This window comes from Agromyces sp. Marseille-P2726 (assembly GCF_902809835.1).
GTDB lineage: Bacteria > Actinomycetota > Actinomycetes > Actinomycetales > Microbacteriaceae > Agromyces.
In genome coordinates this window covers 22,479-34,898 of sequence record NZ_CADDWM010000008.1, presented here as the reverse complement: position 1 = coordinate 34,898, position 12,420 = coordinate 22,479, and the positions used below count along the sequence as shown (strand labels likewise).

Annotated in this window: 10 protein-coding genes and 1 rRNA gene; 2 read left to right on the top strand and 9 right to left on the bottom strand. The window is 68.1% G+C overall.

Annotated elements, in window-relative coordinates; translation table 11 throughout:
• Positions 1 to 200 precede the first annotated feature (200 nt).
• Both HUS56_RS02485 and tyrS read right to left on the bottom strand, forming a co-directional pair.
• A 16S ribosomal RNA gene (locus HUS56_RS02485) occupies positions 201 to 1,730 on the bottom strand.
• Positions 1,731 to 2,198: 468 nt separating this feature from the next.
• Positions 2,199 to 3,500 (bottom strand): tyrosine--tRNA ligase, encoded by a 1,302-nt coding sequence (tyrS, locus tag HUS56_RS02480; RefSeq protein ID WP_173921848.1) that lies wholly within the window; start codon positions 3,498 to 3,500, stop codon positions 2,199 to 2,201.
• A 105-nt stretch (positions 3,501 to 3,605) separates the two neighbouring features.
• Between tyrS and HUS56_RS02475 the strand changes: the two genes are divergently transcribed.
• A complete protein-coding gene (locus HUS56_RS02475; RefSeq protein ID WP_254431250.1) occupies positions 3,606 to 4,277 on the top strand; it encodes a DNA-binding protein in 672 nt (223 codons plus the stop codon).
• 73 nt (positions 4,278 to 4,350) lie between these two features.
• On the top strand, positions 4,351 to 4,953 hold the full coding sequence (locus HUS56_RS02470; protein WP_173921847.1) for a hypothetical protein: 603 nt from the start codon (positions 4,351 to 4,353) through the stop codon (positions 4,951 to 4,953).
• Positions 4,954 to 4,974: 21 nt separating this feature from the next.
• Here HUS56_RS02470 and HUS56_RS02465 read toward each other — a convergent pair whose 3' ends face one another.
• The 7 genes from HUS56_RS02465 to argC are packed head-to-tail and all read right to left on the bottom strand — an operon-like array spanning position 4,975 to position 12,313.
• Positions 4,975 to 5,595 carry a DNA-3-methyladenine glycosylase gene (locus HUS56_RS02465; protein WP_173921846.1) on the bottom strand — a complete coding sequence of 207 codons (621 nt, stop codon included), beginning with the start codon at positions 5,593 to 5,595 and terminating at the stop codon, positions 4,975 to 4,977.
• A gap of 8 nt (positions 5,596 to 5,603) precedes the next feature.
• The gene (argH, locus tag HUS56_RS02460) at positions 5,604 to 7,037 is read right to left on the bottom strand and encodes an argininosuccinate lyase (protein WP_371808288.1); all 1,434 of its coding nucleotides are present in this window, start codon (positions 7,035 to 7,037) and stop codon (positions 5,604 to 5,606) included.
• A complete protein-coding gene (gene argF, locus HUS56_RS02455) occupies positions 7,034 to 7,963 on the bottom strand; it encodes an ornithine carbamoyltransferase (RefSeq protein ID WP_173921845.1) in 930 nt (309 codons plus the stop codon). The genes argH and argF overlap by 4 nt, the downstream gene beginning before the upstream one ends.
• 31 nt (positions 7,964 to 7,994) lie before the next feature.
• The gene (locus tag HUS56_RS02450; RefSeq protein ID WP_173921844.1) at positions 7,995 to 9,185 is read right to left on the bottom strand and encodes an acetylornithine transaminase; all 1,191 of its coding nucleotides are present in this window, start codon (positions 9,183 to 9,185) and stop codon (positions 7,995 to 7,997) included.
• Positions 9,182 to 10,120, bottom strand: coding sequence for an acetylglutamate kinase (gene argB, locus HUS56_RS02445; protein WP_173921843.1), 939 nt, complete (start codon positions 10,118 to 10,120; stop codon positions 9,182 to 9,184). Before argB ends, HUS56_RS02450 begins: the two co-directional genes overlap by 4 nt.
• A gap of 1 nt (position 10,121) precedes the next feature.
• Positions 10,122 to 11,273, bottom strand: a complete 1,152-nt coding sequence (gene argJ, locus HUS56_RS02440) for a bifunctional glutamate N-acetyltransferase/amino-acid acetyltransferase ArgJ (RefSeq protein WP_173921842.1) — start codon at positions 11,271 to 11,273, stop codon at positions 10,122 to 10,124.
• Complete coding sequence (gene argC, locus HUS56_RS02435; RefSeq protein WP_173921841.1) at positions 11,270 to 12,313, bottom strand: N-acetyl-gamma-glutamyl-phosphate reductase; 1,044 nt, start codon at positions 12,311 to 12,313, stop codon at positions 11,270 to 11,272. Before argC ends, argJ begins: the two co-directional genes overlap by 4 nt.
• Between the last annotated feature and the right edge of the window lie 107 nt (positions 12,314 to 12,420).

The following is a 12,420-nucleotide window of genomic DNA, read 5'->3' as shown; positions in this document are numbered from 1 at the left end:
CCTCAGGACCCAACAGCGTGCACGCACCCACCATCCCAGCCCCGACCGTTCCCACCCCGCGAACGAGGCGTACTAGATCTGAACCACTCAGACGAGCACCTATGTCAATGTTCCACCCATGAGCAGCCGGCAGCGAACATCCGCCGCTGACCCGGCACGCACTACGGAACCCCGAAACGGGGCCCCGAGCTGCTCCTTAGAAAGGAGGTGATCCAGCCGCACCTTCCGGTACGGCTACCTTGTTACGACTTAGTCCTAATCACCGATCCCACCTTCGACGGCTCCCTCCCACAAGGGGTTAGGCCACCGGCTTCGGGTGTTACCGACTTTCATGACTTGACGGGCGGTGTGTACAAGGCCCGGGAACGTATTCACCGCAGCGTTGCTGATCTGCGATTACTAGCGACTCCGACTTCATGAGGTCGAGTTGCAGACCTCAATCCGAACTGAGACCGGCTTTTTGGGATTCGCTCCGCCTTACGACATCGCAGCCCTTTGTACCGGCCATTGTAGCATGCGTGAAGCCCAAGACATAAGGGGCATGATGATTTGACGTCATCCCCACCTTCCTCCGAGTTGACCCCGGCAGTCTCACATGAGTTCCCACCATGACGTGCTGGCAACATGCGACGAGGGTTGCGCTCGTTGCGGGACTTAACCCAACATCTCACGACACGAGCTGACGACAACCATGCACCACCTGTACACCAGTGTCCAAAGAGTCCGCTATCTCTAGCGTGTTCTGGTGTATGTCAAGCCTTGGTAAGGTTCTTCGCGTTGCATCGAATTAATCCGCATGCTCCGCCGCTTGTGCGGGCCCCCGTCAATTCCTTTGAGTTTTAGCCTTGCGGCCGTACTCCCCAGGCGGGGCGCTTAATGCGTTAGCTACGACACGGAAACCGTGGAAAGGTCCCCACATCTAGCGCCCAACGTTTACGGCGTGGACTACCAGGGTATCTAATCCTGTTCGCTCCCCACGCTTTCGCTCCTCAGCGTCAGTAAGTGCCCAGAGACCTGCCTTCGCCATCGGTGTTCCTCCTGATATCTGCGCATTCCACCGCTACACCAGGAATTCCAGTCTCCCCTACACCACTCCAGCCTGCCCGTACCCACTGCACGCTCCAGGTTGAGCCTGAAGATTTCACAGCAGACGCGACAAACCGCCTACGAGCTCTTTACGCCCAATAATTCCGGACAACGCTCGGACCCTACGTATTACCGCGGCTGCTGGCACGTAGTTAGCCGGTCCTTTTTCTCCCAGTACCGTCACCGGCAAGCCGGCTTCTTCCTGGACAAAAGCGGTTTACAACCCGAAGGCCGTCATCCCGCACGCGGCGTTGCTGCATCAGGCTTGCGCCCATTGTGCAATATTCCCCACTGCTGCCTCCCGTAGGAGTCTGGGCCGTGTCTCAGTCCCAGTGTGGCCGGTCACCCTCTCAGGCCGGCTACCCGTCGACGCCTTGGTGAGCCATTACCTCACCAACAAGCTGATAGGCCGCGAGTCCATCCCAAACCGAAAAAACTTTCCACCCCAAACCATGCGGTCCAAGGTCCTATCCGGTATTAGCTCCGATTTCCCGGAGTTATCCCAGAGTCCAGGGCAGGTTACTCACGTGTTACTCACCCGTTCGCCACTAATCCACCCAGCAAGCTGGGCTTCATCGTTCGACTTGCATGTGTTAAGCACGCCGCCAGCGTTCGTCCTGAGCCAGGATCAAACTCTCCAAAAAAACTTGGCCCCAACACCCCGAAGAGCGCCAGGAAATTTGATCTCTGACAGAGAAACAACTGACTCGAAAATCAAATTGTCCATCAATCAAAGGAAACCCGTCCCCACCCCAAAAAAGGCAAGAACACGAGGTTCAAAAAAATGGCATTGAACATAGTGCACGCTGTTGAGTTCTCAAGAAACGGACGCACCCGGGTCGGCGCCGTCGGGCGCCTCATCCGAGGCTGTTCGTTCGTTTCATCCGGCCATCCCGAGGGACGCGTCCGAATGCTTCAAGCGAGTCGAAGAAGGATCTCTTCGAGAGCTTGGAAACCGTTCCACTTGAGGCCGATGAGCGCCTGGCTCTTTCGCACCTTTGGGGCAACGGATGACTACTTTACGTCGAACTGCGGGTACCTGCAAATCACGATCGCATCCCGGGCGTGTCGCGCGCGATCACCGATTCCGAGCTCGGACGCGGGCGCGGACATCACTCCACGAAGATGCCGGCAAGGGTCTTCTTGCCGCGGCGGAGCACGGCCATCCCGCCGCGTGCGACACGGCCCTCGAGGGTCGCGGTTTCATCCTCGACGCGTACGTTGTCGAGGGAGACGCCGCCCTGGGCGATCGCGCGTCGACCCTCGCTCTGGCTCGAGACGAGCCCGGTGTCGGCGAGCAGCTGCGCGATGGGGGTATCGGGCGACGTGGTCGTGTTCGGCAACTCGCGCAGTGCGGATTCGAGCGTGTCGGGATCGAGGGAAGCGAGATCGCCCTGCCCGAACAGCGCCTGGGATGCCGCCATCACGGCCGCCGTGGCATCCGCCCCATGCACCAGCGTGGTCACCTCTTCGGCGAGCACGCGCTGGGCCTCGCGCCGGAACGGCTCCCGTTCGACCGACTCGGCCAGGTCTTCGATGCGCTCACGGGTCAGGAAGGTGAAGACCTTCAGCCGCGACACCACATCGGCGTCGTCGGTGTTGAGCCAGAACTGGTAGAAGCGGTACGGGCTGCACATCGCGGCATCCAGCCAGATGGCATTCCCCTCGCTCTTGCCGAACTTCGTGCCGTCGGCGTTCGTGATGAGCGGAGTGCCGATCGCATGCACGTGCACGCCCTCGACCCTGTGGATGAGGTCGGTGCCGCTCGTGAGATTGCCCCACTGGTCGCTCCCGCCGGTCTGCAGCACGCAGCCGTACTGCCGGTAGAGCTCGAGGAAGTCGAAGCCCTGCAGGATCTGGTAGCTGAACTCGGTGTAGCTGATGCCGGCCTCGGAGTTCAGGCGCGAGGCGACCGCGTCCTTCTTCAGCATCGTGCCGACGCGGTAGTGCTTGCCGATATCGCGTAGGAAGTCGATGGCCGAGAGGTCCGCCGTCCAGTCGAGGTTGTTGACCATTCGCACCGCGTTGTCACCCTCGCGGGAGAGGAAGCGGCTGATCTGGCTGCGAAGGTAGCCGACCCACTCGGCGACGGTCTCCTTGGTGTTGAGGGTGCGCTCGGCGGTGGGACGAGGGTCGCCGATGAGCCCGGTCGAGCCTCCGACCAGACCGAGCGGATGGTGGCCTGCCAGCTGCAGGCGCCGCAGCGTGAGGATCTGCACGAGGTTTCCGAGGTGGAGGCTCGGGGCGGTGGGATCGAACCCGCAGTAATACGTGATCGGCTCGCCCGCGAGGAGCTCCTTGAGCGCGGCCTGGTCGGTGGACACATGCACGAGGCCGCGCCAGACGAGTTCCTCCCACACGTCCTCGAATGAGGGGTCGTTCTGCTGGGTCGCGAGGATCACGGGGTCTGACACGCCAGCAAGAGTATCAGCGGGTGTGTCGGTAGTCGTTCAGCATGCAGCCTTGAATCGATGGGTTCAATGTTGTATCCTTGAGTTACTGCGATCAAGCCTGCAGATTTGACCGCAGGCCCACGCGAGACCGAGACCGCATGCATGGAGGGCGCGATGTTCGTCGTCACCGCAGACCAGGTTGCCAGCCGTCGGGACGCGGATCGAACGGGCGCCCTCATCGCCGAACTCGCCGATCGATACGGAGATCAGCTCGTGTTCCCTCCCGACCAGACGGCGGGCGACGAGATCCAGCTGGTGACGGAATCGGCCCACACCGCCCTCGGGATCCTCCTCGACGCCACCCGGAGCCGCCGGTGGAGCGTCGGCGTCGGTGTCGGCGACATCCGCACGCCGCTGCCCGACGCAGCTCGCAAGGCCTCAGGCTCGGCCTTCATCGCGGCCCGCGAGGCGGTGGGCTCGGCCAAGCGTGCCGACGGGCGCTTCGCACTGCGCAGCGGGTCGGATGCCGCGGCAGTCCGTGCCGCCGAGGCGGAATCGCTCCTGCGCCTGCTCGTCCTGCTCCGCGAGCGACGCACCGATCACGGCTGGGAGGTCGTCGACCTGATGCGTGCCGGTCATCGGCAGAAGGACGTGGCGGCGCTGCTCGACGTGAGCGCCGCGGCGGTGAGCGCCCGACTCAAGGCCGCGATGTGGCGCGCCGAGGAGGATGCGCGCCCCGCGCTCGAGCACCTGCTCGAACAACTCGACCACGAATCGGCGACGAGCGCGACGGCCTGATCCGGCACGTCGTCGCCCGTCGCTACACTGCTCGGAGCCGTGACGGAGCGATCGCGGCAGGGAAGGGAGCACCGTGAGCCTCGCCGCCGTCGCCGAAGCGACCACGTGGGTCGCACTCCTCCTCGCACTGACCGCTGCGGCCGGCCTCTCGGTGGCCGCGTTCCTCCGGCCCCGCGCACCGTTCCTCTGGTTCGCGGCCGGCGCGCTCGGCATCGCGATCCTCGCGGCCGCCGCCATCCCCGATGTCGCGCACCCCGGCTTCGCACCGCTCGTCACGATCCTCGCGTTCACCGCGGCGGTCTTCGGCGGCAGCCCCGCGGCGGCGACCGCACTCGACCTCGCCATGGGCGGCACGGTCGCTCCCGGCCTGCACGGCGGCATCATCGTCACCGAACGTCCCACACCCGAGCAGGCACGGCGGGGCGTCGGCGCGGGCCCCCGCCGCGAGGTGCTTCGAGGCGGGCTCACGATCGGCGTGCTCGAGCGCATCGGTGCCGCAGGAACGATCATCGCGGGATTCCCCGAGGGCCTCGCGATCGTGGTCGCCGTGAAGGGCGTCGGACGGTTCACCGAGCTCGAGGCGCCCGAGGCACGCGAGCGGTTCATCATCGGCACGTTCGCCAGTCTCATCTGGGCCTGCGCCGCGGCCCTCGTCGTGCACCTCGCGCTGCGCTGACGGCTGGCACGCCGCGGGCCGTCAGTCGTGCGAGCGAGAGTGCCGTCGATACACCGAAACCCCGGGATCCCCGGGGATCCAGAACCGCCACGGGTACGCTGATCCCCCGCCGGCGCCGCTGACACCGGTACGCGGCCCGTTCGCCCACGGCACCGGCACCGACCGCACCTCGATGGAGAACGGCGGAGCGAGGAGGTCCGACCCGCCGGCCGAGGGCGGCCCCCCCGGCGCCCCCGCGAGGCGCGCCGGCCCGCGTGCGGGGTCGCGGTCGGAGGCCCGGGCCCGCCGTTCACGGGCGAGGTCGATTCCATCGACGACGGTGCCGCCGCGCAGGAGGATGCCCGCCGAGGGGCCCGGCTGCCCCGCCACGATATTGAGGCACGTGTGCATCCCGTAGGTGAAGTACGTGTACAGGTGCGCCGCCTCACCCCACATCACGGCGTTGCGCCGGGTCTTGCCACGGAACGAGTGCGAGCCGGGATCCTCGCCGGCCCCCCGATACGCCTCCACCTCCGAGATGCGCACCGCGACGCGCCCGTCCTCGCTCGCGTACCCGAGCACCGCGCCGAGCAGCAGGGGGCTGAGTTCGACCGGGTCGCGAGCGAACCACTCCCGACCGACGGTGATGAGCTCGTTCGGCATCTGAGGCGTCAGCGGCCCGCTCCCGGCAACGCCGCCACGAGGTGCCGGACCCGGTCGGTCAGCCTCGCGAACTGCTCTTCCACCCGGGCCGGCGCAGTGCCGCCGACGCCGTCGCGGCTCGCGACGGACCCCTCGATCGTGAGCACCTCGCGAACGTCGGGCGTGAGGTGCGGCGAGATCGCGGCGAGCGCGGCGTCGTCGACCTCGTGGAGCTCGAGCGAGTGCTCCTCGGCGTAGCGCACGAGCGCGCCAGTGATCTCGTGGGCGTCGCGGAACGGCACCCGGCGCTTCACGAGCCACTCCGCGACATCCGTCGCCAGGGAGAACCCGGCCGGCGCGAGCTCGGCCATCCGCTCGGTGTGGAACGTGAGCGTCTCGACCATGCCGGTGAAGGCCGGGAGCAGCACCTCGAGGGTCTCGACCGAGTCGAAGACGGGCTCCTTGTCCTCCTGCAGGTCGCGGTTGTATGCGAGGGGCAGGGCCTTGAGCGTCGCGAGCAGGCCGGTGAGGTTGCCGATGAGCCGGCCCGACTTGCCGCGCGCGAGCTCGGCGATGTCGGGGTTCTTCTTCTGCGGCATGATCGACGAGCCCGTCGAGTAACCGTCGTCGAGCGTGACGAAGCCGAACTCGCGGGTGTCCCAGATGATGATCTCCTCGGCGATGCGCGAGACGTCGACGCCGATCATCGCCGCGACGAGCGCGAACTCCGCGACGACGTCGCGGCTCGCGGTGCCGTCGATCGAGTTCTCGGCCGGTGCCGCGAGGCCGAGGTCGCGGGCGACGGATGCCGCGTCGAGGCCGAGCGTCGACCCGGCCAACGCTCCCCCGCCGTACGGTGAGACGTCGGCTCGCTTCGTCCAGTCGACGAGGCGCTCGAGGTCGCGCGAGAGCGCCCATGCGTGTGCGAGCAGGTGATGTGCGAGCAGGACCGGCTGCGCATGCTGCAGGTGCGTGCGCCCGGGGATGATCGCCGTGCGATGCGCGTCGGCCTGCGCCGCCAGCGCGTCGATGAGGTGCACGAGTTGCTGCGCGATCGTGGCCCCGTGCTCCTTGAGGTAGAGCCGCACGAGCGTGGCGATCTGGTCGTTACGGCTTCGGCCCGCGCGAAGCTTGCCGCCGAGTTCGTGGCCGACGAGCTCGATGAGCGCGGACTCGAGTGCCCCGTGGACGTCCTCGTCGGCGTCGGCGGCCGTGATCTCGCCGGATTCGACCTTCGACTCGAGCTCGTCGATTCCCGCGAGCATCGCCGCGAGCTCGTCGTCGGTCAGGTATCCGGCCCTGGCGAGGGCGCGCGCGTGGGCGCGGGAGCCGGCCAGGTCGTACGACGCGAGCTGCCAGTCGAAGTGCGTCGACTTCGAGAGCCGCGCCAGCTCGGGCGATGGTCCGCTCGAGAATCGGGCTCCCCAGAGCGAGCCCTCGTTGGTGCCGTGCTCGGCCATCATGCGTCCTTCCGCTCGAGCAGCCAGACGAGCAGCGCCTTCTGCGCATGCAGGCGGTTCTCCGCCTCGTCCCAGATGATCGACTGGTCGCCGTCGATGACGTCGGCGGTCACCTCGTAGCCGCGGTCGGCAGGGAGGCAGTGCAGGAAGACCGCATCGGATGCCGCGAGCGACATGAGCTCGTCGTTCACCTGGTAGGCACCGAAGGTGGCGACGCGGTGGGCCTTCTCGTCCTCCTTGCCCATGGAGACCCAGGTGTCGGTCACCACGACATCGGCGCCGGCGGTCGCCTCCGCGGCATCCGTGTACAGGGTCACCGAGCCGCCGGTGGTCTCGGCGATGCGGTCGGCGTCTTCGACCACGGATGCCGCGGGTGAGAACTCCTCGGGAGACGCGACCCGCACGTGCATGCCGGCGGTGACTCCCGCGAGCACGTACGACTGCGCCATGTTCGACGCGCCGTCGCCGAGGAAGACGACGGTGCGGCCCGCGAGCTCGCCCTTGTGTTCCCGGATCGTGAGCAGGTCCGCGAGGAGCTGGCACGGATGGAAGTCGTCGGAGAGGGCGTTGATCACCGGCACGGTGGTGCCGGCCGCCATCTCCTCGAGGCCGGCCTGGCCGTAGGTGCGCCACACGATCGCCGACACCATGCGTTCGAGCACGCGCGCCGTGTCGGATGGGGTCTCCTTGCCCCCGAGCTGGCTGTTCGCCGTCGAGATGATCAGCGGCGACCCGCCGAGGTCGGCGATGCCGACCGCGAACGACACCCTGGTTCGAGTCGAGGACTTGTCGAAGATCACGGCGACGGTCTGCGGGCCGGCGAGCGGCTTCTCCGCCCAGCGATCCTGCTTCAGGCGCTCGGCGAGGTCGAGGATCTCGGCCTGTTCGGCCGGGCTGACGTCGTCGTCGCGGAGGAAGTGGCGGGTCATGCGGTTCCGTTCGTGGGTCGATCGTGCGGGGTCAGAGGGATGCCGCGACCGTGTCGAGGGCGCGAGCGAAGCGTTCGGCGAACTCGTCGACGTCGGCCTCGTCGATGATGAGGGGCGGCGCGATGCGGATGGTGGAGTCGTTCGCGGCGTTCACGATGAGGCCGATGCGCATGGCCGCCGTGACCACCGTGGTGGCCACGGGTTCGGTCATGGCGATGCCGAGCAGCAGCCCGCGACCGCGAACGCCCGCGACCAGCGGCGAGCCGAGCCGTTCGACACGGTCGCGGATCTGCTCGCCGCGTACGGCGGCGTTCTCGACGAGTCGCGCGCGCTCGATCTCGCCCAGCACCGCGTTGGAGACGGCGGCCGCGAGCGGGTTGCCGCCGAACGTCGAGCCGTGCTGGCCCTTCGTGTAGAGCGACGACGCGTGCCCGAAGGTGACCAGCCCGCCGATCGGGAAGCCGCCGCCGATGCCCTTCGCGACTGTGATGGCATCGGGTGCGATGCCGGCGTGCTGGTATCCGAACCACTGGCCGGTACGGCCCGCACCCGTCTGGATCTCGTCGACGATGAGCAGTGCGCCGTGACGCCGAGTCAGGTCGCGTGCCGTCTCGAGGAACCCGTCGGGCAGATCGACGACGCCCGCCTCACCCTGGATGGGCTCCACGAAGAGCGCGGCGATGGATTCGTCGACGGTCGCCTCGAGCGCATCGATCGTGGCCGGGATGTGCTCGACACCGCCCGGGAGAGGCTCGAAGGGCTCCCGAAGCGGAGGCTTGCCCGTGAGCGCGAGCGAACCCATCGTGCGACCGTGGAAGCCGTCGACGAGTGCGAGCACTCGCGTGCGGGCGCCGCCCGGGTTGTTCAGGCGCGCGAGCTTGAACGCCGCTTCGTTCGCCTCCGTGCCCGAGTTGCCGAACCAGGCCCGGCCGTGCTCGCCCGTGGCGGCGAGCCGGGTGATCCGCTCGGCGAGCTCGAGCGCCGGTTCGGTCGTGAAGTAGTTCGAGACGTGAGCCAGGCGCGCGGCCTGCTCGGACACGGCGTCGACGAAGACCGGATGGGCATGGCCGAGCGAGTTCACCGCGATGCCCGCGAGGAAATCGAGGTATTCGCGCTGCGCATCGTCCCACACCCGCACGCCCTCGCCCCGCACGAGCTTCGCGAGTGGCGGGGCCATCGAGCGCATCATGCGCCGATCGAATCGGTCCAGCCATTCGGTCATGCCGGCACCACCTCCGTTCCGATGCCCGACTGCGTGAACACCTCGAGGAGGATGGAGTGCGGAATCCGCCCGTCGATGATCGCCGACTTCGCCACCCCGCCCTCGACCGCCTCGAGGCATGCCCGCATCTTGGGGATCATCCCCGACTCGAGGTGCGGCAGCAGCTGGAGCAGCTCGGCGACGCCGATCACCGACACCAGGGAGTCGCGGTTCGGCCAGTCGCGATACAGCCCCGCGACATCCGTCAGGATGACCAACTTCGCGGCGCCGAGCGCAACGGCCAGTGACGCGGCGGCCGAGTCGGCGTTGACGTTGAGCGACTGGCCCGGCGCATCGCCGTCGGGAGCGATCGACGAGACGACCGGGATGCGTCCGGCGTCGAGCTGCGCTTGCACCGCAGCGGGATCCACCGACACGACGTCGCCGACCAGGCCGAGGTCGACCTCGACCCCGTCGATCACCGCTCCACGGCGCCGGCCGGTGAAGAGCCCGGCGTCCTCGCCGGACAGCCCGGCGGCGAGCGGTCCGTGTTGGTTGATGAGCGACACGAGCTCGCGATTGACCTGCCCCGAGAGCACCATCCGCACGACGTCCATGGCTTCGGGCGACGTCACGCGATAGCCGCCGCGGAACTCGCTCTCGATGCCGAGTCGCGCCAGCATCGCCGAGATCTGCGGGCCCCCGCCGTGCACCACGACCGGCTTGATGCCGGCGTAGCGGAGGTAGACCATGTCCTCGGCGAACGCGCGCTGCAGCTCGGGGCTCACCATGGCATTCCCGCCGAACTTCACCACCATGGTCTCGCCGTGGAACCGCTTCAGCCACGGCAGCGAGTCGATGAGCACCTGCGCCTTCGCCGCAGCGGTCGACGCGTCGACGTCCGCGTCCTCGTGATCGTGCGCGGCGCCGCCGCTCGGGCTCGTCGTCTCGTGCATCTCAGCTCGAGTACGCACTGTTCTCGTGCACGTAGTCGTGCGTGAGGTCGTTGGTGAGAATGGTGGCGGATGCCTCGCCGGCATGCAGCTCGATGCGGATGTGCACCGCGCGCGGGGTGAGGTCGACCTGCTCGCGCGGCGCGTCGGGTCGGCCGGCGCGGCACACACGCACGTCGTTCATCGTGACGTCGACGAGGTACGGGTCGAACGGGGCCCTCGTGGTGCCGATCGCGGCGAGTACGCGCCCCCAGTTCGGGTCGTTGCCGAAGATGGCCGCCTTGAACAGGTTGTTGCGCGCGACCGCGCGACCGACCTCGACCGCGTCGTCCTCGGTCGCCGCCCCGAGCACCTCGATGGCGATGTCGTGGCTCGCGCCCTCGGCGTCCTGCTGCAGCTGGGTCGCGAGCGAGCGGCACGCCTCGGTCAGCGCCGTGGTGAAGGCCTCGAGGCCGGGAGTGACGCCCGAGGCGCCCGACGCCATCAGGGTCACCTGGTCGTTCGTCGACATGCAGCCGTCGGAGTCGAGCCGGTCGAACGTCAGCCGGGTGGCGGTGCGAAGTGCCGTGTCGAGGTCGGAGGGCGGCAGCGCCGCATCAGTGGTCAGGACGACGAGCATCGTGGCCAGGCCGGGCGCGAGCATGCCCGCACCCTTGGCCATGCCGCCGATGCGCCATCCGTCCCCCTCGACCACGACGGTCTTCGGCCGCGTGTCGGTGGTCATGATCGCCCGGGCGGCATCGTCCCCGCCTTCGGTGCCGAGCCGGGCGGCGGCCGACAGGACGCCCTCCTCGACGACCTCGCCGTCGAGCTGTGCGCCGATGAGGCCGGTCGAGCAGACGAGGACGTCGCCGGCCGAGTACCCGAGGGCCGAAGCGGCTGCCTCGGCGGTGCGGTGCGTGACCTGGAATCCCTCGGGTCCGGTGAAGCAATTGGCGCCGCCGGAGTTCAGTACGATCGCGGCGGCCTGGCCATCGGCGATCGCCTGTTCCGACCAGAGGATGGGATTGGCCTTCGCCCGATTGGTGGTGAACACGGCGGCCGCGGCCTGCATGGGCCCGCGATTGACGACGATCGCGAGGTCGAGCGCGCCCGACCGCTTGATGCCGGCAGCGACGCCGGCGGCCTCGAACCCCCCGGCGGCGGTGACGGTCACGGAGCGACTCCGTTCACCGGCAGGCCCGTCGCCTCGGCGATGCCGAGCGCGATGTTCGCCGACTGGATGGCGGCGCCCGCGGTGCCCTTCACGAGGTTGTCGACCGCGGTCACGACGACGACACGGCCAGCCCCCTCATCGACGGCGAGGCCCATGAGCGCGGTATTGGCCCCGAGCACGTCGGCAGTGCGTGGGAACTGGCCCTCGGGAAGGAGCTGCACGAAGCGTTCGCCGGCGTACGCGTCCTCCCAGGCGGAACGCACGGTCGCGGCATCCGTGCCCGGAACGATCCTCGCCGTGGACGTGGCGAGGATGCCGCGCGACATCGGCACGATCAACGGCGTGAACGAGATGGTGGGATCGGCGGCGCCTGCCCAGCGCAGTGCCTGCGTGATCTCGGGGATGTGGCGGTGCACGCCTCCGATCGAGTATGGATTCGCCGAACCGAGGATCTCACTCGCGAGCAGGTGTGCCTTGAGGCTCCGGCCCCCGCCGGAGGGGCCGACCGCGAGCACCGAGACGAGATCGCGGTCTTCGATGACCCCGGCCCGGATGCCGGGCGCGAGCGACAGCGAAACGGTCGACGCGTTGCATCCGGGCGCCGCGATGCGACGGGCCCCGGTCAGGCGATCGCGCTGCGTTCCCGACATGCGGGGCAACTCGGGAACACCGTAGCTCCAGGCTCCATGGTGATCGCCGCCGTAGAAGGCCGCCCAGTCCGCCGTCTGCTCGAGCCGGTGATCGGCACCGCAGTCGATCACGAGGGTGTCATCGGAGAGCTGCGCCGCGATCGCCCCGGATGCTCCGTGCGGGAGCGCGAGGAAGACGACATCGTGACCGCCGAGGGTCTCGGCGCTCGTCTCCTTCAGCGTGAGATGCGTGTAGGTGCGCAGGTGCGGCTGCACCGCGACGAGCGGCTGGCCGGCATTGGAGTGCGCCGTGACCGTGCGCACATCGAATTCGGGATGGTCGGCGAGCAGGCGCAGGATCTCGCCACCGGCATAGCCGGACGCGCCGGAAACGGCGACGGAGTACGTCATGGATCCACCTTAGAGTCTGTGCGGTCGGGGCGAATGTTCGGCGACGGCCCCGCGACAGGCCCGTCTAGGCCGCGCTGGGGGTCGCCGAGATTCGGCAGGCGCGGCGA